Origin of the sequence: Klebsiella ornithinolytica (assembly GCF_030505655.1) — a bacterium.
GTDB classification, from domain to species: Bacteria; Pseudomonadota; Gammaproteobacteria; order Enterobacterales; family Enterobacteriaceae; genus Klebsiella; species Klebsiella ornithinolytica.
This window is the reverse complement of sequence record NZ_CP130153.1, coordinates 2,313,017-2,339,927: the sequence shown is the minus strand read 5'-3', so window position 1 is coordinate 2,339,927 and position 26,911 is coordinate 2,313,017. Positions and strand designations below refer to the sequence as shown.

At 56.8% G+C, this 26,911-nt stretch carries 21 protein-coding genes; 12 read left to right on the top strand and 9 right to left on the bottom strand.

Going from position 1 to position 26,911, the window contains the following annotated elements:
- The first annotated feature begins 186 nt into the window (after window positions 1-186).
- Complete coding sequence (gene ygfK, locus Q1L34_RS10910) at window positions 187-3,291, top strand: putative selenate reductase subunit YgfK (RefSeq protein ID WP_327204501.1); 3,105 nt, start codon at window positions 187-189, stop codon at window positions 3,289-3,291.
- Window positions 3,288-4,622, top strand: a complete 1,335-nt coding sequence (gene ssnA, locus Q1L34_RS10905; protein WP_128321164.1) for a putative aminohydrolase SsnA — start codon at window positions 3,288-3,290, stop codon at window positions 4,620-4,622. Before ygfK ends, ssnA begins: the two co-directional genes overlap by 4 nt.
- A 58-nt stretch (window positions 4,623-4,680) precedes the next feature.
- Here ssnA and Q1L34_RS10900 read toward each other — a convergent pair whose 3' ends face one another.
- Together Q1L34_RS10900 and ygfT are read right to left on the bottom strand one after the other, a co-directional pair.
- On the bottom strand, window positions 4,681-5,157 hold the full coding sequence (locus Q1L34_RS10900; RefSeq protein WP_048025211.1) for a 4Fe-4S dicluster domain-containing protein: 477 nt from the start codon (window positions 5,155-5,157) through the stop codon (window positions 4,681-4,683).
- Window positions 5,154-7,094 (bottom strand): formate-dependent uric acid utilization protein YgfT, encoded by a 1,941-nt coding sequence (ygfT, locus tag Q1L34_RS10895; protein ID WP_015584175.1) that lies wholly within the window; start codon window positions 7,092-7,094, stop codon window positions 5,154-5,156. The genes Q1L34_RS10900 and ygfT overlap by 4 nt, the downstream gene beginning before the upstream one ends.
- A gap of 427 nt (window positions 7,095-7,521) precedes the next feature.
- On the opposite strand from ygfT, the gene Q1L34_RS10890 reads away from it, so the two are divergent.
- A complete protein-coding gene (locus Q1L34_RS10890; RefSeq protein WP_004862857.1) occupies window positions 7,522-8,967 on the top strand; it encodes a nucleobase:cation symporter-2 family protein in 1,446 nt (481 codons plus the stop codon).
- Window positions 8,968-9,214: 247 nt separating this feature from the next.
- Window positions 9,215-11,362, top strand: a complete 2,148-nt coding sequence (gene fdhF, locus Q1L34_RS10885; RefSeq protein WP_327204500.1) for a formate dehydrogenase subunit alpha — start codon at window positions 9,215-9,217, stop codon at window positions 11,360-11,362.
- Between the two features lie 151 nt (window positions 11,363-11,513).
- Here the strand turns inward: fdhF and Q1L34_RS10880 are convergent, their stop codons facing one another.
- The 3 genes from Q1L34_RS10880 to Q1L34_RS10870 all read right to left on the bottom strand — a co-directional run bounded on the left by Q1L34_RS10880 (window position 11,514) and on the right by Q1L34_RS10870 (window position 16,352).
- The gene (locus Q1L34_RS10880) at window positions 11,514-11,972 is read right to left on the bottom strand and encodes a (2Fe-2S)-binding protein (RefSeq protein ID WP_004862868.1); all 459 of its coding nucleotides are present in this window, start codon (window positions 11,970-11,972) and stop codon (window positions 11,514-11,516) included.
- Window positions 11,973-12,017: 45 nt separating this feature from the next.
- Window positions 12,018-15,233 carry a molybdopterin cofactor-binding domain-containing protein gene (locus Q1L34_RS10875; protein ID WP_064359778.1) on the bottom strand — a complete coding sequence of 1,072 codons (3,216 nt, stop codon included), beginning with the start codon at window positions 15,231-15,233 and terminating at the stop codon, window positions 12,018-12,020.
- 348 nt (window positions 15,234-15,581) lie between these two features.
- Window positions 15,582-16,352: a DeoR/GlpR family DNA-binding transcription regulator gene (locus Q1L34_RS10870; RefSeq protein WP_004862872.1), complete on the bottom strand. Its 771-nt coding sequence runs from the start codon at window positions 16,350-16,352 to the stop codon at window positions 15,582-15,584.
- A 90-nt stretch (window positions 16,353-16,442) separates the two neighbouring features.
- On the opposite strand from Q1L34_RS10870, the gene Q1L34_RS10865 reads away from it, so the two are divergent.
- A complete protein-coding gene (locus Q1L34_RS10865; protein ID WP_015584171.1) occupies window positions 16,443-16,826 on the top strand; it encodes a VOC family protein in 384 nt (127 codons plus the stop codon).
- A 35-nt stretch (window positions 16,827-16,861) separates the two neighbouring features.
- Window positions 16,862-17,503 carry a CatA-like O-acetyltransferase, family 1 gene (locus tag Q1L34_RS10860; RefSeq protein WP_048024870.1) on the top strand — a complete coding sequence of 214 codons (642 nt, stop codon included), beginning with the start codon at window positions 16,862-16,864 and terminating at the stop codon, window positions 17,501-17,503.
- On the opposite strand, the gene arsC is transcribed toward Q1L34_RS10860, so the two are convergent.
- Genes arsC through Q1L34_RS10845 form a run of 3 tightly spaced genes read right to left on the bottom strand, consistent with a single transcriptional unit; the run spans window position 17,483 to window position 19,576 of the window.
- Window positions 17,483-17,908 carry a glutaredoxin-dependent arsenate reductase gene (arsC, locus tag Q1L34_RS10855; protein ID WP_327204499.1) on the bottom strand — a complete coding sequence of 142 codons (426 nt, stop codon included), beginning with the start codon at window positions 17,906-17,908 and terminating at the stop codon, window positions 17,483-17,485. The two genes, Q1L34_RS10860 and arsC, sit on opposite strands and share 21 nt — an antisense overlap.
- A gap of 9 nt (window positions 17,909-17,917) precedes the next feature.
- A complete protein-coding gene (locus Q1L34_RS10850; RefSeq protein ID WP_015584168.1) occupies window positions 17,918-19,210 on the bottom strand; it encodes an arsenic transporter in 1,293 nt (430 codons plus the stop codon).
- Between the two features lie 45 nt (window positions 19,211-19,255).
- Window positions 19,256-19,576, bottom strand: a complete 321-nt coding sequence (locus Q1L34_RS10845) for a metalloregulator ArsR/SmtB family transcription factor (RefSeq protein ID WP_004862888.1) — start codon at window positions 19,574-19,576, stop codon at window positions 19,256-19,258.
- An 88-nt stretch (window positions 19,577-19,664) separates the two neighbouring features.
- On the opposite strand from Q1L34_RS10845, the gene arsH reads away from it, so the two are divergent.
- Complete coding sequence (gene arsH / locus Q1L34_RS10840) at window positions 19,665-20,363, top strand: arsenical resistance protein ArsH (protein WP_015584167.1); 699 nt, start codon at window positions 19,665-19,667, stop codon at window positions 20,361-20,363.
- 40 nt (window positions 20,364-20,403) lie between these two features.
- Here arsH and Q1L34_RS10835 read toward each other — a convergent pair whose 3' ends face one another.
- Window positions 20,404-20,907 carry a DUF1543 domain-containing protein gene (locus Q1L34_RS10835; protein WP_015584166.1) on the bottom strand — a complete coding sequence of 168 codons (504 nt, stop codon included), beginning with the start codon at window positions 20,905-20,907 and terminating at the stop codon, window positions 20,404-20,406.
- A gap of 289 nt (window positions 20,908-21,196) precedes the next feature.
- On the opposite strand from Q1L34_RS10835, the gene Q1L34_RS10830 reads away from it, so the two are divergent.
- From Q1L34_RS10830 to Q1L34_RS10810, 5 genes are all read left to right on the top strand, one after another.
- A complete protein-coding gene (locus Q1L34_RS10830) occupies window positions 21,197-22,420 on the top strand; it encodes an SfnB family sulfur acquisition oxidoreductase (RefSeq protein ID WP_048024864.1) in 1,224 nt (407 codons plus the stop codon).
- A gap of 10 nt (window positions 22,421-22,430) precedes the next feature.
- The gene (locus Q1L34_RS10825) at window positions 22,431-23,096 is read left to right on the top strand and encodes a methionine ABC transporter permease (protein WP_015584164.1); all 666 of its coding nucleotides are present in this window, start codon (window positions 22,431-22,433) and stop codon (window positions 23,094-23,096) included.
- Window positions 23,097-23,139: 43 nt separating this feature from the next.
- Window positions 23,140-23,916, top strand: coding sequence for a MetQ/NlpA family ABC transporter substrate-binding protein (locus Q1L34_RS10820; protein WP_032717762.1), 777 nt, complete (start codon window positions 23,140-23,142; stop codon window positions 23,914-23,916).
- A 49-nt stretch (window positions 23,917-23,965) separates the two neighbouring features.
- Window positions 23,966-25,024, top strand: coding sequence for a methionine ABC transporter ATP-binding protein (locus tag Q1L34_RS10815; protein ID WP_327204498.1), 1,059 nt, complete (start codon window positions 23,966-23,968; stop codon window positions 25,022-25,024).
- Window positions 25,025-25,172: 148 nt separating this feature from the next.
- Window positions 25,173-26,876, top strand: a complete 1,704-nt coding sequence (locus Q1L34_RS10810) for an ABC transporter substrate-binding protein (protein WP_015584161.1) — start codon at window positions 25,173-25,175, stop codon at window positions 26,874-26,876.
- Window positions 26,877-26,911 lie beyond the last annotated feature (35 nt).

Below are 26,911 nucleotides of genomic sequence, written 5' to 3'. Positions count from 1 at the left end.
ATTCGCATTAGCGTAACGTGATGTATTTCATAAAGCGTCGTTAACTTTAGATCTCTCTCACAGATTCGCACCCGCTTAGCTTAATGGCTAAATAACTGGTGTGATTGTTGCTCCACCTCTCCCAATTCGTCGGAAAGATCGCTTTCCCGATAATATTCGTTCACCGATTAATCTAAGGAGAGGGTTATGGGAGATATCATGCGTCCCGTCCCGTTTGAGGCATTATTGACGCGTATCTTTGATGAATACCAAAACCATCGCTCGATATTTGGTATTCCTGAACAGCAATTTTACTCGCCGGCAAACCCAAATCGACTCACCGTGTTCGGCGAGAGTTGTGCAACCCCGGTTGGACCTGCCGCCGGACCGCATACCCAGCTGGCGCAAAATATTATCACCTCCTGGTTAACCGGCGGTCGGTTTATCGAACTGAAAACCGTGCAGATCCTCGATCGGCTTGAGCTGGAAAAACCGTGTATCGACGCCGAAGATGAATGTTTTAATACTGAATGGTCGACCGAATTTACCCTGAAAAAGGCTGCTGATGAGTACCTGAAAGCCTGGTTTATTCTGCACCTGCTGGAAGAGATTTTCCCGCTCACGCCGATGAAGGGCGGCAAATCATTTATTTTCAATATGAGCGTGGGTTATAACCTGGACGGTATCAAGCAGCCGCCGATGCAGCAGTTCATCAACTGCATGATGAACGCCAGCAAGCAACCCGAATTTTCCCGCTATCGCGATATTCTCGACCGCTGGCTACATGACGACAAGTTCCTTCTCCGCTTCCGGTTCGATGATATCCGTCCACGGCTCGACACGCTGGCACACCGGATCCCCGCCACCCTGGTACACGGCGTGACGCTGTCGACGATGCATGGCTGTCCGCCGGACGAAATTGAAGCCATTTGTCGCTATATGCTGGAAGAGAAAAACCTCAATACCTTCGTCAAACTCAACCCGACGCTTCTCGGCTATTCGCGGGTACGCGAAATTCTTGATACCTGCGGCTTCGGCTATATCGCCCTCAATGAAGAGTCCTTTGACCACGATCTGAAAATCGATCGGGCATTAGAAATGCTGGAACGCCTGATGCAACTGGCAAAAGAGAGGCATCTCGGCTTCGGTGTGAAGCTCACCAATACCCTCGGCACCGTCAACAACAAAGGCGCGCTGCCGGGAGATGAGATGTATATGTCCGGTCGCGCGCTGTTCCCGCTGTCCATCAATGTTGCAGCTCTTCTTTCCCGCGCTTTTGACGGCAAGCTGCCAATCTCCTATTCCGGAGGCGCCAGCCAGCTCAATATGCGCGAAATTTTTGCAACAGGAATACATCCAATCACCATGGCGACGGACCTGCTGAAACCGGGAGGCTACCTGCGGCTTAGCGAATGTATGCGCGAACTTGAGCAGTCTGACGGCTGGAAGATGACCCGGGTGGACGTCGCACGATTGAATGCGCTGGCAGAAAAAGCCGTCAGCATGGCGTACACCCAGAAACACTGGAAACCCGATGACCGTATTGATGTCGGCGAGCAACTGCCCCTCACCGACTGCTACGTCGCCCCCTGCGTTACCGCCTGCGCCATTAAGCAGGATATCCCGGAATATATTCGTCTGATGGGCGAACAGCGTTATGCCGACGCGCTGGAGCTGATTTACCAGCGCAATGCCCTACCGGCCATTACCGGTCATATCTGCGATCATCAGTGTCAGTACAACTGTACTCGCCTGGACTACGACAGCGCACTTAACATTCGTGAATTGAAAAAAATCGCCCTTGAGAAAGGCTGGGATGAATACCAGCAGCGCTGGCATAAACCCGCAGGTTCCGGCACCAGACATCCGGTAGCCGTGATTGGCGCAGGTCCGGCAGGACTGGCCGCCGGATATTTTCTCGCCCGCGCCGGGCATCCGGTGACGCTTTTTGAGCGCGAAGCCAACGCCGGTGGCGTGGTACGCAATATCATCCCACAATTCCGTATTCCCGCAGAGCTGATCGAACATGATATTGATTTCGTGACCCGGCATGGGGTGAATCTGGTTTACGGCTGCGATCCGCATCTGAGCGTTGAAAAGCTGCAGCAGGAAGGATTCCACTACGTTCTGGTGGGAACCGGTACCGATAAGAACAGCGGCGTCCCGCTACGCGGTGATAACCTTAACGTACTAAAATCACTCCAGTTTTTGCGGGAGTATAACCGCGGCGACAACCTGAAGCTGGGGAAACATGTGGCCATTATTGGTGCAGGCAATACCGCAATGGACTGCGCCCGCGCGGCCCTGCGCGTCCCCGGCGTGGAGAAGGCCACCATCGTTTATCGCCGTTCACAACAGGAGATGCCGGCGTGGCGTGAGGAGTATGAAGAAGCCGTTGCTGATGGCGTTCAGTTCCGTTTTCTGAACAACCCGGAAGAGTTTAACGCCGATGGCACCTTGACGCTGCGCGTTATGACTCTCGGCGAAGCCGATGAAAAGGGCCGCCGCCGCCCGGTACAAACCGCCGAGACCTGCACGCTGCAGGTCGATACCCTGATAACCGCCATCGGCGAGCAGCAGGATCACGATGCCCTCGCGGCGATGGGTATTCCGCTCAATGAACATGGCTGGCCGGTTGTCGATCTCAATGGGGAAACCGGTAAGGCCAACGTCTTCCTGATCGGCGATGTGCAGCGCGGCCCCTCTTCCATTGTTTCCGCAATCGGCAATGCCCGCCGGGCCACGGATACGATTCTGGCCCGCGAGAATATCCTCAGTCACCATGGTGATAAACGCTGGAATAACGTCAATCCGGCGGAAGTCTACCGCCGTAAGGGAACCATTGCCGTGGCAAGGGTAAACAAAGACGATCGCGATGCATTCGTGGCCCAGGAGGCCTCCCGTTGCCTTGAGTGCAACTACATCTGCAGCAAGTGCGTGGATGTCTGTCCAAACCGCGCCAACGTCTCAATCGCCGTACCTGGGTTCCAGAATCGCTACCAGACCTTGCACCTTGACGCCTTCTGCAACGAATGCGGTAACTGCGCCCAGTTCTGCCCGTGGCAGGGCAAACCATACAAAGACAAAATCACCATCTTTAGCCTGGCCGAGGATTTCGGCAACAGCACCAACCCGGGTTTTCTTGTCGAAGCGAACCAGGTTCACGTACGACAAAACGATCGGATCTGGCTGCTGAATATCGACGAACGCGGTCAGCTTAACGACGTACCGCCACCGCTTACCGACATGTGCCGCATTATCAGCCATGTTCATCTCCACCATCGCTATCTGCTGGGAGGCGTCGAAGTATGAGTATCCTGATTCTAAAAAATGCGACTGTCGTGCAACTTTACCCGGCAAAAGTCGTGGAAAATGTCGATATCGTTATCGAAAATGAGACGATTATCGATGTTGGTGCGGACCAGTGTCGGCGCTATCCGCTGGCCAGCATCAAAGAAATGCGGGGCCGCCTGGTCATGCCTGGCAACGTATGTTCCCACAACCATTTCTATTCCGGCTTATCACGCGGTATCCAGGCCAACATCGCCCCCTGTCCGGACTTTATCTCGACGCTGAAAAACCTGTGGTGGCGGCTCGACCGGGCGCTGGATGAAGAGTCGCTGTACTACAGCGGACTCATCTGCTCGCTGGAGGCCATTCGCTGCGGCTGTACCGCGGTTATCGACCACCACGCCTCTCCGGATTATATTGCCGGGTCGCTTAGTCAACTGCGTCAGGCCTTTCTGAAGGTGGGGCTACGCGGAATGACCTGCTTCGAAACCACGGATCGCAACGGTGGCGTCAAAGAGTTACGGGCTGGCGTTGAGGAAAACATTCGCTTTGCTCGCGAAATAGATAGTGCAAAGGAAAAAGGCGATACCCCGTATCTGGTGGAGGCCCATATCGGCGCTCACGCGCCGTTCACTGTCCCGGATGAGGGCCTGAGTATGCTCTCCGAGGCCCTGAAGACAACCGGCCGCGGGCTGCATATTCACGCCGCGGAAGACCGCTACGATGTCTCCCATAGCCACCATCATTATGCAAAAGACCTGCTGGTCAGGCTGGCTGATTTCGATCTGCTCGACAGCAAAACGCTGATCGCCCACGGGCTGTATCTTTCGGTCAGGGATATTGAGCTGCTGAATGCGCATGACGGGTTCCTGGTACATAATGCCCGTTCTAACATGAACAATCATGTGGGCTATAACCAGCGTCTGGCGACGTTCCGTAACCTGGCGCTCGGGACCGACGGTATAGGTTCTGATATGTTTGAGGAGCTTAAGTTTGCCTTCTTCAAGCACCGTGATGCCGGCGGGCCGCTGTGGCCGGATAGCTTTGCCCGTGCATTGAGCAATGGTAACGAACTGCTCAGTCGTAACTTTAATGCACAGTTTGGTCGTGTTGAAGCCGGTTACAAGGCCGACCTGACCATCAGCGATTACGCCTCGCCCACGCCGTTTATCGCTGAAAATATTGCCGGCCACATTGCCTTCGGGATGGGGAGCAGCAACGTGCATAGCGTCATGGTCAACGGGGTCATGGTTTACGAGGACCGTCAGTTTACCTTTGACTGCGAACCGGTGTTTGCCGAAGCCAGAAAGGTTGCGGCGAAGATGTGGAAGCGAATGGATGCCCTGGCCTGACGCCTCTGGCAGGAAAAAGAACCCGGTCTCTGCGCCGGGTTCTTTTTTTGCAGCAAATCTACAGCGTCAACAGACTGGCGGTGGCGACGTTACGCTGTTTTTGCAACGCCGCCAGCGCCTCAGCGCTCATCACCCTGAGCGCAGCCGTCGGGCAAACATCAACGCAGGCGGGCCCCTGTTCACGCGCCACGCACAGATCGCACTTCACCACCACCGGCGGATGTGCCGCCGTGGCCACAATCGTTATTGCCCCAAAAGGACAGGCTACCACGCACCCCTGGCAGCCGATACAACGTGCGGCATCGGCTTCAACCCGCTCGGTTCCCATCGTTAACGCGCCAACCGGACAGGCAGACACGCAGGGCGCGTTTTCACATTGATGACACATCACCGGTACGCTGAGATTAGCGAGACGCATCACCTTCAGGCGCGGATGAAACTCCGCCCCTTCAGCTATATGCGACAGGGCGCAGGCGACTTCACAGGTCCGGCAGCCAATGCAGGCCTGTGGACTGGCGACGATAAAGCTGGTCATATCCCCTCCTTGTTCCTGAACAGATCCAGCATCTCGTGAGCCGCCTGGCGCCCGGCCACCATCGCTGTAACCACCAAATCGGCGCCATGCACCGCATCCCCGCCGGCAAAAATTTTGTCATTGTCGGTTTGCGTCGTGCCGCGACCTTTACCACCGGTACGAATCTGCCCCCAGCGATCGAGTTGGATCCCGTGCCCACGTAGCCAGGGCATATCATGTGCCTGGAAGCCAAACGCCATGATCAGCACATCGGCCGGGAGCTCAAACTCTGAGCCGACAATCGGCTGCGGACGACGACGCCCGTCCGCGCCGGGTTCACCCATTTCGGTGCGGATCATCCCAACCGCGCTGACCTGGCCTTTGCGGTTACGCAGAATATACTGCGGCTGAACGTTGAACTGAAACTCCACCCCTTCTTCACGAGCGTTCACCACCTCTTTTTTCGAACCCGGCATGCTCAGTTCATCCCGCCGGTAGGCGCAGGTTACGCTGGCTGCGCCGCGACGGACCGCCGTACGCAGGCAGTCCATCGCCGTATCGCCGCCCCCGAGCACCACTACGCGTTTACCTTTAATCTCGGTCAGCGGATATTCCGGACTCTCCTCAAGCCCCATCACTTCACGCGTGCTGGCAATCAAAAACGGCAGCGCCTGAATCACGCCCGCTGCGTCTTCCCCTTCCAGTCCCGCCGCCATCAGGCCGTAGGTACCCACGCCAAGAAAAACGGCGTCATAACCGGCAACCAGGTCGTTGAACGCCACATCGCGCCCCACTTCATGATTAAGGTGAAAAGTAATCCCCATCTCACTGAAGATCTCCCTTCTGACCCGCAGGATGCTTTTATCGAGCTTGAAGGGCGGTATACCAAAGGTGAGTAGGCCGCCGATTTCAGGATGCCTGTCGAACACCGCCACCTGTACCCCCGCGCGTGCCAGAATATCAGCGCAGCCCAGGCCTGCCGGACCGGCGCCAATGACCGCCACCCGCTCCTTACGCGGCACGACATGCCCCACGCTCGGTCGCCAGCCCATCGCCAGCGCGCTGTCGGTGATATAACGCTCAAGGTTGCCAATGGTGACCGAGCCGCCTTCATTTTTCAGTGTGCAGGCCCCCTCGCATAGACGATCCTGCGGACAAACCCGGCCGCAAATTTCCGGCAAAGAGCTGCTTTGATGACACAGCTCCGCCGCTTCGATGACATTGCCCTTATTGACAAGGCGAATAAAATCCGGAATGTGGTTATGCAGCGGACAGGTCCAGTTGCACCAGGCTTTCTGGGCGCAATAGAGGCAGCGTTCACTTTCGTATTCCGCATCGCAGGCCTCAAGCCCGTGGTAGATTTCGGCAAAATGGGTCTTTCGCGTTTCGGCAGCGATCTTCTTCGCCCCGACGCGCGGTAATTTATCGAGGAACGCTTCGCGTCGCGTCCTCTGACGAGGCTGCACCGCCAGCCCCTGGGCCGCACGAATCTGTCGTTCGCGGCGCAGCCGGTTGATACCGGCCTCATCCATCAGCTTCAACGCCTGGGTCGGGCAGGCTGCCACGCAGGCCTGCTGACCCGAGGCATGTTCGCTGCACAAATCGCACTTCTGCGCCAGCTGCGGCGCATCCGCTGCCACCGAGGTCATTTCGATGGCGCCAAACGGGCAGGCTATCACACAGTTTTTACAGCCGATGCACTGCGCCTGTCTGAGCTGAATACTGTCTTTAGCCAAATAGAGCGCCTGCGTCGGGCATGAGGTTACGCAGGGCGCATCGTTACAGTGATGACAGGTAGCGGCACGACTCTCATTACGGTGGAAGACAATGTGGATGCGCGGAAGAAAATGACGACGCTGCTGCGGCCAGACATCCTGATGATGCGCAGTCACGCAGGCTATCTCACAGGCATGGCAGCCAATGCAGCTGGCGGCATCGGCAACGATAAATCTATTCATTTGCGTCCCTTTTATTATTATGAAAATGACAAGGGTCACGATGCAATAATCAGGCGCTTTTTATGTTCTGCCGCGTAGCAGGTTCATTTTTGAGAAGCGCCTCAAAGAAACACCCTTCCCAGCGCCGACCGGGGACCTCCAGTGAAATGCCGCGCAGAATCATGTGGCGATTCATAATGATTTCATTCCTATCATTATGAGAACCTTCTCTTCCTCATCCGTTGTTTAATCCTGACCTGTCGCGACGTAAAAGGCGCGTTCTGTGACAGTCGACTCATTTCGACAACTTTCTGCCTCAAATTCAAAAAACTGGCACTCCCTAAGCATATTCCCCTCAGGTGTATTCAATCGTTACTCATCCTTCTCCCCAGTCGCGCCTTTCAGGAAGCACTGGCGGAAAATGTCGGATAATAAGGAGAACAAAGTTATGAGCGCCATTGATTCTCAGCCACCATCGGTCTCTGGCAGCCCCCATACAACAGATGAGGTGGATCGCGTCTTGTCGCCGGGGAAGCTGGTCGTTTTGGGTTTGCAACACGTTCTGGTTATGTATGCAGGTGCCGTCGCCGTGCCTTTAATGATAGGGGACCGGCTAGGATTAAGTAAGGATACGGTGGCGCTACTGATCAGCTCCGATCTGTTTTGCTGCGGCGTCGTGACGCTACTGCAATGTATCGGTATCGGTCGTTTTATGGGGATTCGTCTCCCGGTCATTATGTCAGTGACCTTTGCCGCCGTCACGCCGATGCTGGCCATTGGTATACACCCTGACATCGGACTGCTGGGGATTTTCGGTGCGACGATCGGCGCCGGAATCATCACCACCCTGCTCGCCCCTCTCATCGGACGGCTGATGCCACTATTTCCACCGCTGGTCACCGGCGTGGTGATCACCTCTATCGGTTTGAGCATTATGCAGGTCGGGATCGACTGGGCGGCCGGCGGGAAAGGCAATCCTGACTATGGTAATCCGGTTTATCTGTGCATCTCCTTCGCCGTACTTCTGTTTATCCTGCTGGTCACACGCTTCGCCAAAGGTTTTATGTCTAATGTCGCCGTCCTGTTAGGCATCGTCTTTGGCTTTGGCCTTTCCATGATGATGAATGAAGTCAACCTCAACGGCCTGTACGACGCCAAATGGTTCGCAATTGTCACTCCGATGGCGTTAGGGACGCCGGTCTTCGATCCGGTGTCGATTATCACGATGACCGCCGTGGTCATCATCGTTTTTATTGAGTCGATGGGGATGTTCCTGGCGCTGGGTGAAATTGTGGGCCGCAAGCTGACGCCGCAGGATATCGTTCGTGGTTTGCGCGTTGACGGTATCGGCACGGTGTTTGGCGGCGTTTTCAACAGCTTCCCCCACACTTCTTTTTCGCAAAACGTCGGGCTGGTCAGCGTCACAGGCGTTCACAGCCGCTGGGTCTGCGTGGCTTCCGGCGCTATTCTGATCATATTCGGGATGGTGCCGAAAATGGCGGTGCTGGTCGCCTCAATCCCGCAGTTTGTGCTGGGCGGCGCAGGGCTGGTCATGTTCGGCATGGTACTGGCGACGGGAATTCGCATTCTGGCGCGTATTAACTACTCCTCTAATCGTTACAACCTTTATATCGTCGCCATCAGCCTTGGCGTGGGTCTGACACCAACGCTGTCGCATGATTTTTTCTCAAAATTCCCGACAGTACTGCAGCCGCTACTGCATAGCGGGATCATGCTGGCCACGTTCAGCGCCGTCACCCTCAATCTGTTCTTTAACGGTTACAACAAACACACGGGGCTGATTCCCGAGAACCCGGCGGTTAAGCGCCAGCCACGTACGATGCGCATGTGGTTACTGATGCGCAAAGTTAAACAGCAGCAACACGATGAATAACGAGAAAGACTACGGCGTCAATGCATAACTCTGACGCCGTCATCCCGCTACCGGGAGCATTCATTCCGCGAACTCAGGAGCACTTATCATGTTATTACGCCTGGTTTTCGCCACCGCGGTTCTCTGTTTGCTGAGCCTGCCAGCGGTGCAATATGCCATTAATTTGAGTTTCCATAGCCGCTTCGACTTTTGGTTATTCTTTTAATCGCGCTGTCTCCGCTTCGTTCTGACGAGGAAAATTATCATAATGAAAAAGGTGATTACCGTATGCCCGTATTGCGCAGCTGGCTGTAAGATCAGGCTGGTCGTTGAGGAGGAAAAAATCCTTCGTGCCGAAGCGGCAATGGGAAAAAACAACCAGGGAACCCTGTGCCTGAAAGGCTATTATGGCTGGGATTTCATTAACGATACCCAGATCCTCACCCCGCGCCTGAAAACCCCTATGATCCGCCGTCAGCGTGGCGGAAAACTGGAATCCGTCTCCTGGGAGGAGGCGCTCGACTACGTCGCGACCCGTCTCAGCGCCATTAAGGCGAAGTACGGTCCGGACGCCATTCAGACCACCGGCTCGTCCCGCGGGACGGGGAACGAAACCAACTATGTGATGCAAAAATTCGCGCGCGCCGTTATTGGTACCAATAACGTCGACTGCTGCGCTCGCGTCTGACACGGCCCTTCGGTTGCAGGTCTGCACCAGTCGGTCGGTAATGGCGCCATGAGTAATGCCATCACGGAGATTGATAACACCGATCTCATCTTTATCTTCGGCTACAATCCGGCCGACTCACACCCTATTGTGGCGAATCACGTCATTAACGCCAAACGCAACGGGGCGAAGATTATCGTCTGCGATCCGCGCAAGATTGAAACCGCGCGCATTGCCGATATGCATATTGCCTTGAAAAACGGCTCCAACATCGCGCTGCTCAACGCCATCGGCCACGTCATTATCGAAGAGGATCTCTACGATAAATCCTTCGTCGCCAGCCGTTCTGAGGGCTTCGAGGAGTATTGTAAAATCGTCGAAGGCTATACGCCGGAGTCGGTGGAAGCCATCACCGGCGTCAGCGCGCAGGAGATCCGCGCCTGTGCCCGGATGTATGCCGGCGCGAAATCCGCCGCCATCCTGTGGGGTATGGGCGTGACCCAGTTCTATCAGGGCGTGGAGACCGTGCGCTCGCTGACCAGCCTGGCGATCCTCACCGGCAACCTCGGCAAGCCGAGCGCCGGCGTCAACCCGGTGCGCGGCCAGAACAACGTGCAGGGCGCCTGCGATATGGGGGCGCTGCCGGACACCTATCCGGGCTATCAATACGTGAAATTCCCGGAGAACCGCGAGAAGTTCGCCAGAGCCTGGGGCGTCGGGAGCCTGCCGGCGCATACCGGCTATCGCATCAGCGAGCTGCCGCACCGCGCGGCGCACGGTGAAGTACGGGCAGCGTACATTATGGGCGAAGATCCGCTGCAGACCGACGCCGAGCTCTCTGCCGTGCGTAAAGCGTTTGAAGAGCTGGAGCTGGTGATTGTCCAGGATATTTTCATGACCAAAACCGCCGCGGCGGCCGACGTTATCCTGCCGTCCACCTCGTGGGGCGAGCACGAAGGCGTCTATACCGCAGCGGACCGCGGCTTCCAGCGCTTCTTTAAGGCGGTAGAGCCGAAGTGGGACCTGAAAACCGACTGGCAGATCATCAGCGAAATCGCCACCCGGATGGGCTATCCGATGCACTACAACAACACCCAGGAGATCTGGGACGAGTTGCGGCATCTGTGCCCGGACTTTTACGGCGCCACCTACGAGAAAATGGGCGAGCTGGGCTACGTGATGTGGCCGTGCCGCGATGAGTCCGACGCCGACCAGGGGACCTCTTATCTGTTTAAAGAGAAGTTCGACACCCCGAACGGCCTGGCGCAGTTCTTCACCTGCGACTGGGTTGCGCCGATCGATAAGCTCACCGACGAGTATCCAATGGTGCTCTCCACCGTGCGGGAAGTAGGCCACTATTCGTGCCGCTCCATGACCGGCAACTGCGCGGCGCTGGCCGCGCTGGCGGATGAACCGGGCTATGCGCAAATCAATACCGCCGATGCCGCGCGACTGGGTATTGAGGATGAGGCGCTGGTGTGGGTGAACTCACGTAAAGGCCGCATTATCACCCGCGCACAGGTCAGCAACCGTCCGAATAAAGGGGCGGTCTATATGACCTATCAGTGGTGGATTGGCGCCTGTAATGAGCTGGTAGCGGAGAACTTAAGCCCGATAACCAAAACGCCGGAGTACAAGTACTGTGCCGTGAACGTTGAGCGCATCGCCGACCAGCGCGCCGCCGAGCAGTATGTAATTGATGAGTACACCAGGCTGAAAGCCCGCCTGCGCGAAAGCGCAATGGGTTAACACTGTTCCCCGCTTGCGCTACGTTTATCGGGGAAAAGATCCGGCCGCTCTCGGGAGTCGTCAGGAGCGATTAGATCAGCGGGTCAGGTTATCAGACAGAAAAGAGAGCAACCCGGGCCAGGTGTCTACACCTTAGCCCGGGTTGTACGATCTATGACTTTAAAGCATGGTGAATAGAATCAAGAATCGGTTGATAGCCGGTACAGCGACAGATATTCCCCTCCAGCACATCTTTCAACTGTTCATCCGTCGGCTGCGGCACTTTAGTCAGCAGCGCCGTGGTACTCACCAGTACGCCAGGAGTACAAAAACCGCACTGCACGCCGCCTTTCTCGACAAATGCCTGCTGCAGTTTTTGCGTCAGCGGGTTATCGTTCAATCCTTCAAGCGTGGTGATTTCCGCCTCATCGCACTGCCCGGCCAGAACCAGACATGAACAGACGGCATGACCATCCATTAATACCGTACAGGCGCCGCACTCCCCGATGGAACAGCCCTCTTTAGTGGCACTCAGGTGCAAAGTGTCGCGCACCAGATCCAACAACCGCATATGACCTTCCACTTTCGCTTCCACCAGCTTACCATTGACCTTCACTTTGATTGTGCTCATTGCGCTATCCTGTGCGGGGCGATATCACGCCCCGTTAATTAATGGTTATTTATCAAATTCTTGCTTCGCCTGCGCCATCATGTCGCGGAACATACTGATAAACACAGGCTGCTTATAGGCCGCGGACCAGCGTTTGCCGATGGCGGCATCGATCAGCTTTTCCAGAACCGCACAAGCGCTGTCAATCGATGCATGCTCTAACCGCTGGCCAATCAGGCAACGCTCGACATCAGGCAGGCGCTGCGGTTTGCTAAACAGCGCGCCATCCACCAGCCGGCAGTAGTCGACGCAGCCGTTGGTATCCAGCGCCAGCAGCGCGCTCAGACTTTGCCGGGTAATATTCAGCGCATTACGTCGCCCCAGTTGATGATAGAAACCTCTGGCCTCCGGTCTGGCCGGCGGCGGCAGGATCACCTGAGTCAGCAGCTCATCCGGCTGACGCTGGGTTTTATAGCCAGATAGCAGAAACTCACCCAGCGACATCCGCCGCGTGCCGCGCAGAGAATGCAGCACAATACTCGCATCGTAGAGGATCGCCGGTGGAATGGAGTCGCCACAGGGTGCGGCGTTAACGATATTGCCGCCAATGGTGGCGCGGTTACGAATCTGATGTGAGCCTACGGTGTGACAGGCCTGAACCAGTAGCGGATAACGCTCGCACAGCAGCGGATGCTCGCTGATACGGTTAAAGGTCATCGCCGCGCCAATGACCATCTCATGACTATGGGGATCTTCTGTAATCCCGGTCAGTTCCTGAAGACGGGAAATATCCACCAGCTTCATTGCCCGGGTTTGCATGCGCCCTTGTACAATGACGTCCGTCCCTCCCGCTATTGCGCTCACGCCTTCCTGAGCCAGCAGCGTCAGCGCCTGTTCCAGATTCTGTGGACGGGTTACCGTCACGTCGGTCAGCCGCAGCACCTGCTTTTTATTTTCAGGCTCAATCATCAACTCGCTCTGCCGGGCGGGCTTTTTCAGATTGAAACCGAGGATCACCTGCTCAAGGGTCAGCGGCAACTTATTAAAGCGTTTCCCCAGCGCGAAGCTGACCGCATTATTGATAGCTGCCGCCGCCAGTTCAGTCGCCGGCTCGCCGATTCCTTTCGCACCGTACGGTCCGGCAAGATCGGGATTCTCTACGCCGATAACCGTCATTCGTGGAATATCTTTAATGGTCGGCAGGAGGTAGCTGTCAAAGTTTTCTGACTTCACCTGGCCGTGCTCAATATTGAAATCTTCCAGCAGCGCATAGCCAAACCCCTGGGCGACGCCGCCGCAGACCTGGCCTTCAAACCCCACCGGATTGAGTATCCGCCCAACATCGTGCGCGGCGGTCACATGCAGGAGTTCAGTTTTCCCTGTACTGGTGTTCACCCGAACTTCAGCCACCTGGCAGCCATACACCCAGGTAAAGTACGGACTGCCGCAGCCTTTTTCCTCATCCCAGTGAATCGGCGGTGGGACGAACCAGCCATACTCGGTGAGACTGACGCTGGCCCATTTGGTTTTATTGACGGCGCTTTTAAAATCAATACGCCGGCTTTCGTCATGGCGATTGATTATCAACCCACCTGACCAGAGGGTGTCGGCAAGCTCGCAGGTGCCAAGCGTGTCGCCGACGACGCTGAGAATGCGCCGTTTAATCTTCTCTGCCGCATCGAGAATCGCCCCGCCGCCCACCATCGTTCCGCGCGTGGCCGCCGTGGATCCGCCATCGCCAATTACCGAGGTTGGCGGTTCGCTAAAATGAATGTCTTCAAGCCCAATACCAAACGCTTCGGCGGCAATGAGCGACATGGTGGTCTGTAACCCCTGACCATTTTCTGATACTGATGTCGAAAGGTTAACGCTGCCGTCTTCGTTGACCTGAATCAGCGCCGTTGAGGTATCAACCCCTTCCGCACCGATAGAACAGCCGCGATAGCTCAGCGCCAGGCCAATACCGTAGCGCCAGACGCCTCCCTGTTGATTCAACACACGATAATGCTGGCGTTTCGCCATGAATTCTGCCGACGTGCTGGCCTTATTCAACACTTCAATTGCCGAAACGGTGTGGTTATCAAACACCTGGCCGGTAATCGAAGTATCGCCTTGTCGTAGCGCGTTTTTTTCACGCAGCTTCAGCGGTGGAATATCCAGGTATTCCGCAATCTCATCCATCAATGATTCATGGGCGTAGACGACCTGCGGCGAGCCAAAGCCACGCATCGCCGAGGTATAGCTGTTGTTGGTGTAGACCGCTTTCACATCAATATGGACATTAGGAATACGATAAGGACCCGCGGCCTGTACCGAAGACCGCCAGGTCACGAAGGGCGAAGAAGCGGCATAGCCGCCGCTGTCCGCGAGAATATCGACCTTCATCGCGACAATATGCCCGACCTCATCGAGCCCCACTTTATACTTCATTTTATAGGGGTGACGTTTGCAGCTCTCGATAATCGACTGTTCGCGGGTATAGGCGAATTTCACCGGGCGACCGGTTAAGTGGGTCAGTAAGGCCGAACGGCAGGCCAGATGGTCGATCACATCATCTTTACCGCCAAACGATCCCCCCATCACCGCCCGCTTAATATTAATTAAGCTCTGCGGACAGCCCATAAATTTGGCCACGAATCCGCGAACACGATGCGGATTCTGAATCGAACCGGAAATGATCAGGCTGCCGTCGGTGGGATCCAGCCAGCTGAGCACCACTTCCGGCTCGATATACGCATGCTCCTGAAAGCCCACTTCATACTCGCGCTCCAGCACATGGCGAGCCTCGGCGAACCCCTTATTAACATCGCCTTTAATCGTATGATGATGCGCGGCAATGTTGTCGCTGCGTTGCGGATGGATCAGCCGGGCACCGGGTGCCAGCGCCTGCTCAACATCGGTGAGCGGCGCATAGGGCGTATAGCGGACGTGTATTTTGTCAGCGGCCTCGCAGGCGGCCTCATAGGTGGTCGCCGCGATCACGGCAATCACGTCGCCGTGAAAGACCACCTCATCTTTGACGATCGGCAGGTAATCTTTCACGATAACCCCCACCGCTGGCGTGCCAGGAATATCCTGCCAGGTGGCAATTTTCACCACGCCGTCGACCGCCAGCGCATCGCTCAAATCAAGGTGTTCAATTTTGCCCGCCGGGATATCCGCATAGCGGCAGACACCAAATAGCATACCTGGCAGGGTGATATCATCACCATAAATGGCCGTTCCTTTGACTTTCGCCAGGCCATCCACTCGTCCCGGCGACGCTGAACGTAAAGCGCACATAATATTCCCCTTATTATTGTCCGTTGATGGCAAACCAGACTTAGCCATTGCATGCAGTATCCGTTCACCCACGGGAAAAACCCGTCCGGGACAACAAATCCAATATCTGTGCCATAAGTCCGCCGGGATGTGGTGCAGGTTATTATTTGTGACTGGAAACGCAAAAAGAGGCACCGACGGTGAAAAATCAGCGCAGCGGAGGATGCGGAGAGCGTATCACCGCCCGAACGACGGTGATTTTATCAAAGTGAGAAGACGTAATTTATCAAATTAATAATTGCCAGCCGTCGCCCGGATGGCGCGGCTCAGCAGGAGGTCTGTCGCCGATGCGGCGGCGTTTAGCGGGGGTCAGACGGTATAAATGCGGATATCGTGCTCGCGGAACGTGTCGCGATACTCGCGACTGATGTTCTCCTCCACCACCAGCACATCGATATCGCCGCTTTGGGCGACGACAAAACGGGCCACCGCCGGAATTTTATCCGAAGTCAGGCCGACGATAATTTCACTGCACTGTTTAATCACCGCTTTTTTAAATTCGCAATCGGCATAGTCGAATCCGGTCAGACCGGATTCCGGCGCCATCGCGCAGCCGCCGATAAACCCCTGATCAAACAGCACGCCCTGCAGCTGAGCCACCGCCGAAGCGCCAACGCAGCCGCCCGACGCTCGCTGAACCTGCCCGCCAAGCATCACCACGTCATACAGCGGCTTTTTGAGCAGCTCTGCGGCTATCTCCGGCGAATTGGTCACCACCGTTAACGCCAGTTCAGCTGGTAGCGCCTCCGCCATCGCCAGATTGGTGGTACCGGTATCGATAAAGATGCAGCCGCCGGGCTTCACCAGCCTTGCGCATTTCTGCGCGATTCTGAGTTTTGTTGCTGCATTTTTGTCTTTCCGCTCGCTGTAATCCCCGGCTTCCGGCAGGTTCATTACCGCGCCGCCGTAGACCTTTTTACAGAACCCGTCTTTGCTAAGTTCATGCAGATCGCGGCGAATTGTATGCTCGGAGACGTTTAAGCGGCTGGCCAGCTCGCTACAGACCACCCGACCGTTTTCCTGGAGGATCTGACAAATCAGCGCTTGTCGTTGCTGAGGGAAAGCTGCATAATCGAGCACATTAACTCCTGAATTTATCTTAACCGAGCATTAAGGAGCATGATCATGCATCCGCCCGGCTCTGTCAACCTACCCTGTAAAGAGGTAAAAATGAAAATTGCCCATATCGCGCTCTGGACCCGGCAGCTTGAACAACAGGCCCGTTTCTGGACCAGCTTCTTTAACGGCCAGATTAACGAAAAATATTGCAGCCGGACCAATCCCGGCTTTGAGTCTTATTTTGTGAAAATTGGCGAAGATATTGCCATTGAGCTGATGTGCAAACCGGGGCTGCAGGCGGTCACGCCGGACAATAACCACACTGGATGGGTTCATCTGGCTATCTCCGTCGGCGGCGCACAGCAGGTCGATGCGCTGGCGAAGCGGGCAGAAACACAGGGGATTTTAGTCTCCCCGCCGCGCACGACCGGCGACGGCTATTATGAAGCGGTGATCAAAGACCCGGATGGCAATCTGATTGAAATCGTTGCATAGTCATCTCTGCAACCCATTCTGAGCAGGAACGCGCCGTGTCTACCTACCATGTCATCGATAAAGAGAGCTGGCATCGTCGAGATCATTTCGAGTTTTATCGCACTTTTGCCAACCCCAGCTTTAACCTCTGCGTGCCGGTAGAAGCACAGCGCTTGTATGAGTGCGCGAAGGATCGCCAGGTCTCCTTTTTCCAGCTGGCGCTCTACGCGCTGCTGCGGGCAGCCAACGCGGTACCTCAGCTCAAACAGCGGATGCGAGGCGACGATATTATTGAATATGATGATATTGCGGTGATGACGCCCGTCATGACCGCCCAGGAAGGGTTTCGTCAGGTGTGGTGCAACAATGCCGCCGACTTCGCCGCCTTTAGCCGGGCGGCGACGCCGAATATTGAGGCGGCAAAAACCACCGATCCGGCGCCGCTGATTGTCGAGGGCGAGCACTTTTTTTGCGCCAGCTGTCTACCGTGGCTCCATTTTAGCGCCATCACCCAGGCCGAGTATTATACGGGCGCGGCGGTTCCGGCGCTCACCTGGGGCAAACTGAAAAACGGCGTCATTCCGGTCGCGGGTAAATTCAACCACGCTTTTGTGGATGGGCTGCACGCCAGCCGTTTTTTCGCCCAGGTTGAAGCGGGGTTTGCCGAGCCGGATACCTTATGGCTGCCGCTGGTCTGAAGTCGCCACGACCCATTCCCCGTCCTCCTTACGAAACGGCTGTTTCTGCGCCTGGGTAAGGATCTCCAGCACCACTTCCGACGGACGACAAAGGCGTGTGCCCAACGGGGTGATCACAATGGGCCGGTTAATCAGGATCGGCTGCTGCAACATGCTCTCGATCAGTCGTTCGTCGCTAAGGGTTTCATCATCGAGCCCCAGCTGCGCGTAGGGTTCGACGTTTTTACGCAGCAGCGCGCGCACCGTTATCCCCATCGCCGCAATCAGACCCACTAACTCTTCCCGCGACGGCGGTGTGTCGAGATAGTAGATAATCGTCGGCTCAATACCGCTGTTGCGGATCATGGCCAGCGTATTGCGCGACGTGCCGCAATCCGGGTTGTGATAAATGATGGTGTTGCTCATATCAGGTTCTCACGACAGAGAAAAAGAGAGACGCAAAGCGAGTGCGGCCAGCGTCACCAGCAGTACCGGTAGAGTCATGATGATCCCGGTACGGAAATAGTAGCCCCAGGAGATGGCTCTGTTCTTTTGCGCCAGAACATGCAGCCAGAGCAGCGTCGCAAGGCTGCCGATGGGGGTGATTTTTGGCCCCAGATCGCAGCCAATGACGTTGGCGTAGATCATCGCCTCTTTAATCACCCCTGTTGCCGTGCTGCCATCAATGGATAGCGCTCCGACCAGCACCGTCGGCATATTATTCATGAGCGACGAGAGCACCGCCGTCAGCACCCCGGTGCCGAGCGTGGCCACCCACAGCCCGTTTTCCGCCAGCACATTCAGCACGCCGGAGAGCGCGTCGGTTAACCCGGCATTGCGCAGACCGTAAACAACCAGATACATCCCCAGCGAAAAGATGACGATTTGCCACGGCGCGCCGCGCAGCACGTTGCCCGTATGAATGACTCGTCCCTTTTTCGCCACCGCCAGCAGCACCGCCGCGCCGGCAGCGGCAATAGCGCTGACCGGGATCCCCAGCGGTTCCAGGATGAAAAAGCCGGCCAGCAGCGCCACCAGCACCACCCAACCGGTCAGGAACGTCGGGCGATCTTTAATCGCGCTGGCCGGTTCAGGCAACAGGGCCAGATCGTAGACCGCTGGAATATCGCGACGAAAGACCAGATGCAGCATCGCCAGGGTCGCGAGGATCGCCGCGATATCGACCGGCACCATAACAGCCGCATAACTGCTGAAGCCAAGATGGAAAAAGTCGGCCGAAACAATATTGACCAGATTCGACACCACCAGCGGCAGGCTGGCGGTATCGGCAACAAAACCGGCAGCCATCACAAAGGCCAGCGTCGCGCGCTGGCTGAAACCCAGCGCCGACAGCATCGCAATAACAATGGGGGTCAGAATCAGCGCCGCGCCATCGTTAGCAAACAGCGCAGCCACGACGGCGCCCAGCAGAATTATCCAGCTAAACAGTCTCCGCCCGCGCCCGTTCCCCCAGCGGGCAACGTGCAGTGCCGCCCAGGAGAAAAAGCCCGACTCGTCCAGCAGCAGACTGATAACAATCACCGCAATAAACGCCGCCGTGGCATTCCAGACAATATTCCAGACCACCGGAATATCGCTCAGATGAATAACGCCGAACGCCAGCGCCAGCGCCGCCCCCAGGCTCGCACTCCAGCCGATACTGAGTCCCTTCGGCTGCCAGATAACCAGCAGCAGCGTCAATAAAAAAATGGTCCCTGCGAGCAGCATCCCTCACCCCATCAAATATGCAATAACAGATATATTAAGCCGCCATCAGCAGGAAGACGGCGAAGCGTCAGCGACCCGGGCACGCACCTCATCACGCAGGCATCGCCATGCGCTGTCGATGATCTCTGCCGCCCAGGCCGGCATATGCGGCGACAAACGGTAGTGCACCCATTTCCCTTCCCGGCGGTCAAGAACCAGCCCTCCCTCGCGAAGAATCGCCATATGACGGGAGATTTTGGGTTGTGATTCCGCTGTCAGCGCGCAAATATCGCAGACGCACAGTTCACCTTGCTCCCTGAGCAACATCACGATCGTCAGGCGCGTGGCGTCAGACAATATTTTAAAAACCTCTAGCGGATGCGGCATTTTCGATTCCTTAGCGTGACATTTACATATATGCTAAATCATATATATTCATTTTGAAACAACCGCTCTCAAAAAAAGGCGTTCCCCCATGGCTGATTTTCCTGCCCTGCAACATGAATTTTTTGATTTTGAACTTGCCAACAAGCTCCCGGATCGGGCGCCACCGCGCATCCTCATTCTCTACGGCTCGCTTCGCGAGCGCTCTTTCAGCCGCTTCGCCGCGGAAGAGGCCGGGCGACTGCTGACGGCCATGGGCGCCAGCGTCCAGACCTTCAATCCTTCCGGACTGCCGCTGCCCGATGATGCGCCGGAATCGCACCCTAAAGTGGTTGAGCTGCGTGAACGGGTGCGCTGGTGCGACGGGATGATCTGGAGTTCACCGGAGCGACATGGTGCGATGAGCGCGGTGATGAAAGCCCAGATTGACTGGATCCCCCTGAGCGAAGGTGCTGTCCGCCCTTCTCAGGGCAAAACGCTAGCGGTGATGCAGGTGTGCGGCGGTTCCCAGTCGTTCAACGCCGTCAATCAGATGCGCATCCTCGGGCGCTGGATGCGGATGTTTACTATCCCGAATCAATCGTCTGTCCCCAAAGCCTGGCAGGAGTTTGATGAACAGGGTCGCATGAAGCCCTCGCCGTGGTACGACAGAATCGTCGACGTCAGCGAAGAACTGTTCAAGATAACCCAGCTGCTGAAAGGCCATACCCCGCTGCTCGCCGGGCGATACAGCGAACGTAAAGAGAGCCATCAGGCCCTCTCAACGCGAGTCAATCAGGCCAAAATCTGACGGGCAATGAGCGAGGATGCCTCCCGGCGCTGACAGGATTTCAAATCCCAATCGGTTGATAGCCTTGCCACTCGGGTTTTGCCGCCTCGCCCGCAGCGTTGGGCGTCAGGTGTAGATACCAGTCGCCCACCTTGTCCAGCAGCAGACAATCATCGACGGCCTGCAGGTTGTCCTTATGCTGCTGCCAGGCGCCGCGCAGCAGCGTCTGCAGCGCTTTCGCCTTCGCCTCCCGCGCATCACTCGCCGCAAACAGTCCGAATTCATGTAGCTCCGCCAGGGTGTCGGATCGATAGCCGCCGGCGTTAACAAAGAACAGCTTCACCCCGTCGTGAGCAGGCGTTCTGGCCAAAGTCACCTCATAACCATCGGCCCAGCGGATCCTGCTATAGCCGTCAATATGGATTTTATCCGCATCGCCAAACCAGGCCTCGCGCAGCGCAGGCCACGCCTCTTCCGGGGTTCGCGCCACCACAAACTGAATGTCATGGACTTCAATATTCGATTTACCCGCATTGCCACCGACGTAGAACATAAACAGATGCATTGCCGATCCTCTGATGATCATTTTTCGATATATATCAAACTACATAACGCTTGTTGCAGCAAGTTTCCCCGACGCAGGCTGTCGGAAATGCAACAGCCTGCTATCACCGCAGCTGCATTTGCAGCAGCCCCTCCGGCAAATAGAAACGTAATTAATTGATTTTATTCATCTAAAAATTCTCCGCGAACTGGCACAGCCTTTGCTATTCACATATAACACATTGGAATTATAGGTTATTTAGTTATCCATTTTTTGCATATAGCCATTTAGTTAACCACGAGAAATCCGTATGTCAGAAAGTAAATCGCCTGTCAGCTACACCCGCCATTCGCCGAATGCCCATGTCATCAGCAGCGATGAAGAAGCCATCGCCATCGCCCACGAGATTGCCCAGCGGCTACAACCCGGGGCCGCAGAACGCGACCGTCACGGGACGGTGGCGCCCGAGATTGTCGATACCTTCTCCAACAGCGGCCTGTGGGGCATCACGGTGCCGCGCCAATGGGGCGGTGCCGAGGTCTCCGCCGCCACCCTGGCCCAGGTGATTGCCATCATCTCCGCCGCCGATCCGTCGCTCGGACAAATTCCGCAAAACCACTACTGCCTGCTCGAGGACATTCGTTTGCAGGGCAGCGCAGAGCAGCAGGCCTTCTTTTTTGGTCTGGTGTTACAGGGGTATCGTTTTGCCAACGCGCTCTCCGAGACCGGCGGCAAAACGGTGCTCGATATCCGCACCCGCCTGGAAACCCGCGGTGAAACGCTGTACATCAACGGACGTAAGGGCTATTGCACCGGATCGCTCTACGCCCACTGGATAGGTATTCTGGCGCTGGACGCCGACGATCGCGCGCAGCTGGCCTTCGTACCGCGCGACAGCGCTGGCTTGACGGTGCTCGATGACTGGGACTGCCTTGGACAGCGGAATACCGCCAGCGGCACGGTGCTGGCGGAGAATCTGGCGGTCGCGCCGTTCCATCTTTTCCCGACGTGGAAATCTTATGCCACGCCGACGCTCGCCGGCCCCTTCGCGCAGCTCACCACCGCCGCGATTGATGCCGGGATCGCCCGCGCGGCCCTCAACGACACGGTCACCTTTGTTCGCCAGTTCGCCCGACCGTGGATTGATGCCGGCGTCGAACGGGCCAGCGACGATCCGCTCACCATCTACCATATCGGACAGATTGATAGCCGACTGGCCGCCGCTGAGGCGCTGCTGGAGCAGGCAGGCAAGGTTCTCGACCGGTTTAAACATGATCTCAGCGAAGAGCATGTGGCGCAGGCTTCCATCGCCGTTGCCCGCGCCAAAGTGTTCACCACCGAGGTCGCCCTTGACGCCGCCAGCCGCCTGTTTGAACTCAGCGGCACCCGGGCGACCGGCAACCGCCATAACTTCGATCGCCACTGGCGCAATGCGCGCGTTCACACCCTGCACGACCCGGTACGCTGGAAATATCAGCTGCTCGGCAACTGGGTATTAAACGGCATTCGCCCACAGCGTCACGACTGGAACTAAGGTGGCCCCCGTGCTGGAGTTTTTTGCCGATATCGACTGGAGCGATGTGACCCAGGCGGGCATCGACACGTTAATCATGCTGGGCTGGTCGCTGGGCTTTACCGTACTGTTCGGCCTGCCGTTGGGGATTGTCCTCTACCTCACCGGCCAGCCGCAGCTGCTGCATGCCCCGCGGCTGTATCGCCTGCTGTCGCTTTGCGTCAACGTCCTGCGTTCGCTGCCGTTCATTATTTTGCTGATCGTCATGATCCCGGTCACCACCTTAATTACCGGCACCTCCCTGGGCGTACAGGGCACCATTCCGCCGCTGGTGGCGGGCTGCGCGCCTTTCTTCGCCCGGCTGGTGGAAAGCGCTTTGCGCGAGGTGGATCACGGTCTGGTGGAGGCCAGCTGGTCAATGGGCGGCAATACCGCGCAGCTGATCTGGCACACCCTGCTGCCCGAATCACGCGGCGGACTGCTTGCCGCCGTCACCGTTACCGCGATTTTGCTGGTGGATTACACCTCTATGGCCGGGGTTATCGGCGGCGGCGGGCTCGGCGATCTGGCGATTCGTTTTGGCTACCAGCGCTTTCAGACCGACGTGATGGTAGTCACCGTCCTGCTGCTGATTGCCCTGGTGCAGATTTTACAGATGAGCGGCGACCGCCTCGTGCGGTACATGAGCCGTAAATAACAAAGACACGCTACTTTTCCAGGAAAAAACCATGAACAACATCGTGAAAAAAACCCTTATCGCTGCCGGGCTGCTGACCCTCTTCTCCGCCTCTGTCGCCGCCAACGAGACGCTGACCGTCGGCGCCACGCCGGTACCGCACGCGGAAATCCTTGAGTTTGTAAAGCCGGAGCTGGCCAAACAGGGCGTTGATTTGAAAATCAAAGTCTTTAACGACTTTATTCAGCCCAACCAACAGCTGGCGGAGAAAAACCTCGACGCCAACTACTATCAGTACCGTCCGTTCCTCGAGAACTACAACCAGACGCGACATACCCATCTGGTGCCGGTGGTAGGCGTCCATATTGAACCGTTTGGCGCCTACTCCAGCAAATACCACGACATCAAAGCGCTCCCGGATGGCGCAACCATCGCGGTGCCGAATGATCCGGTCAACACCGGGCGGGCGCTGGTCATGTTAAGCGATGCCGGCCTGCTGACCCTGAAAAATCCGAAGGATCCGCAATCGGCGACCCGGGATATTGTCGCCAACCCGCACCATTTTAAAATTCGCGAGCTGGAAGGCGCCATGCTGGCACGGGCGGTGAATCAGGTCGATCTGGCGTTTATTTTCGCCAACTATGCGCTGGAAGCAGGGATCGACACCGATAAAGCCCTGCTGGTGGAAAAAGGCAGCGATCTGTACGTCGAGTATCTGGTGGCCCGTCCCGATAACCTCAACGATCCGGGGATCCAGAAGCTGGCGAAAGCGCTGCACTCCGACGCGGTGCGCAATTTTATCCTGACCCGCTACAAAGGCAAAATCGTCCCGGGCTTCTGATCGCCGGAGCGTATCCGGCAGCGCTGATGCTGCCGGTTTTTCAAGGTTGATGGAGCAAACTACCGTGACTCACGATCCTCATGCCGTACCGCATATCCAGTTAAGCGGAATAAGCAAAGCCTACCCTAACGGCGTTCAGGCGCTGCAGAATATTGACCTGACGCTCTATCAGGGCGAGATTTTTGGCATTATCGGCCGCAGCGGCGCCGGGAAATCGACGCTGCTGCGCCTGTTTAATCGCCTGGAAAACGCCGACAGCGGCGAAATCACCATTCACGGTGAACAGACATTGCGCTATTCACGCAGTCAGATGCGCGACCTGCGCCGCCGGGTGGCGATGATCTTTCAACACTTCAACCTGATGTCGACCAAAACGGTGGCGCAAAACGTCGAGCTGCCGCTCAAGATGGCCGGCGTCCCGCGGGCCGAAAGACAGCGTCGGGTCGATGAGATGCTGGAACTGGTCGGCCTCGGCGCCCTGCGCGATAGCTGGCCGGCAAAGCTCTCCGGCGGGCAAAAGCAGCGCACCGGGATCGCTCGTGCGCTGGTGACCCAGCCGGAAATTCTGCTTTGCGACGAGGCAACCTCGGCGCTCGATCCGGAAAACACCCTCTCTGTGCTTAAGCTGTTGAAAGAGATTAACCAGCGCCTGGGTCTGACGATTATCCTCATTACCCATGAAATGGAGGTTATCCGCACGCTCTGCGATCGGGTGGCGGTGCTGGAGCGCGGGCACATTATCGAACAGGGCGAGGTGTGGCGAGTGTTTGGCAACCCGCAACACGAGGTGACGCGCAGCATGACCAGTACGCTGCATCACGGTCGTCCCGGCGAGAACCTGTCGTCGGTGGACGGCTCGCAGCTGGTCACCCTGCACTTCGACGGCAGCAGCGGCGGTGAACCGGATTTACACCACATCGCCGCTTTGCTCGGCGACGGGGCACGCCTGCTGTACGGCAACTGCGAGCAGATTCAGGGGCGGGTCATCGGGCAACTGCGCATCCGGCTGCCCCGGCAGCTGGATGAGCGCGCGCTGGGTCAGCACGGCTGGGTCGCGGACCGTCTGACTCTCGCTACGGACCTGTCGGTGGAAAATTCTACGTCTTAATCAAAATCTGGCATTTTATTGCCAGATTATTGCTAATGCTGATTCGCTATAAATCATATTTTTTCGTTGTTAGACAGGCCGTGGTGCGCCTCTTATCTTTCGTCATGAATTGTAAATTTCAACGCAATCATTTGATGAGGGAACACTTTTGTCCAGATTACTGCATGGATTAAAAACTAAACGGACGCGATTTTCACACGCTCTTGGAATCGCGTTAATCGGCGGCACGCTGGCATTTTCTTCTGTGGCCAGCGCGGACGATATTTTGCAGGAAGGCATCACGCCGGCCACCGATGCCAGCCAGATCCCGGCGGCAGCCAAACTGCGTAAAGACACCGTCGTCGCCGGGATTTCCGAGCCGCAGGGGATCTTTAACCCCTACTTCTTCGTTAACGGCTGGGACGAAAACGTCACCAACGTCATCTTTTCACGCCTGATTGACTGGGACAGCCACGGCAACCTGGTCCCTGGCCTGGCCGAAAGCTGGCAAGTGAGCGCCGACAACAAAGTGTATACCATCAAGCTGCGGCCGAATCTGACCTTCAGCGACGGCTCGCCGCTCACCGCGGAAGATGTCGCCTTTACTCTGACCGTGCTGCTGGATCCAAAGTATGACGGCGATACCGATATTACCCTCGCCAACATTGCCGGCGGCGCCGAGTATAAAGCCGGGAAAGCCGACAGCGTCAGCGGCCTGAAGGTCATCGACCCGCTGACCCTGCAGGTCACGACGACGCAGCCCGGGGCCACCACCCTTTCGCGGATCGGAGGGCCGGTGCTGTCGAAAGCCTGGTACGGCAAAGAGTATCAGCGCGGCAACCTCGACTATCTCCGCACCCTGCACGGAAAACCGCTGGGCAACGGTCCTTACGTCTATGACAAATATATTCCGGGCCAGGAGATTCGTTTCCACGCTAACAGCCACTTCTACCGCGGCACACCGCCGACGCCGCGCTTTATCTACCGCGTCACCAACCCGTCGACCAACTTCCAGCTGTTCCAGACCGGCGAAACCGACTACGACGCCTTTACCTCGCGCCCGGACGATATCGAACAGCTGAGAATGCTCGGCTTCGCCAATATCAACCTCTACGGCTCCAGCGATTACAGCCAGGTGGAGTTTAACGTCCGTCGTCCGGCGCTGAAGGATGTCAAAGTTCGTCAGGCACTGATTTACGGCCTCGACCGCCAGAAGCTGATCGATGTGGTGTACCAGGGCTATGGCAAGGTGGCCGTTGAACCGATCGCCCCTATCTCCTGGGCCTACAATCCGCAGGGGGTTAACCCGTATCACTACGATCCGGCGCAGGCGAAAAAACTGCTCGATGAAGCGGGCTGGAAACCGGGTCCGGACGGCATCCGCGTGAAAGACGGCCAGCGTCTGGAGCTGACGCTGCTGGTCAGTAAGAAGGTGCTCAACGATGCGCTGATCCCGATTGCCAAAGAGAACTGGCAGCAGATCGGCGTCGTGCTCAAGCCGCAGGTGGTCGACTTCAACGCCCTGATGGCCCAGCGTAAAGCGGGCAACTATGACCTGGCCTCCTTCAGCACCAGCACGCTCAACGATCCGCACGATGGCGTATGGGATTTCTACAGCACTGAAGCCAAAGAGTCAGGCTATAACAATCCACAGGTCGATAAGCTGATTAACGCGGGCAACGCCGTGCTCGACGTCGAAAAACGTAAGCCGATTTACCACCAGCTGTATCAGGTGCTGGCGGAAGACCCGCCGGTCATTCTTCTCGGCTACCGCCAGATTCTCTCGGCCAGCAGCGCCAGGGTATCCGGTTTTAAACCGGATATTTATAACGGCCTGACCGGCAGCCTGCCGGATGTGAAAATCGCCAGGTAACCATCACAGCCGCCGGAATAACCCGGCGGCTGATG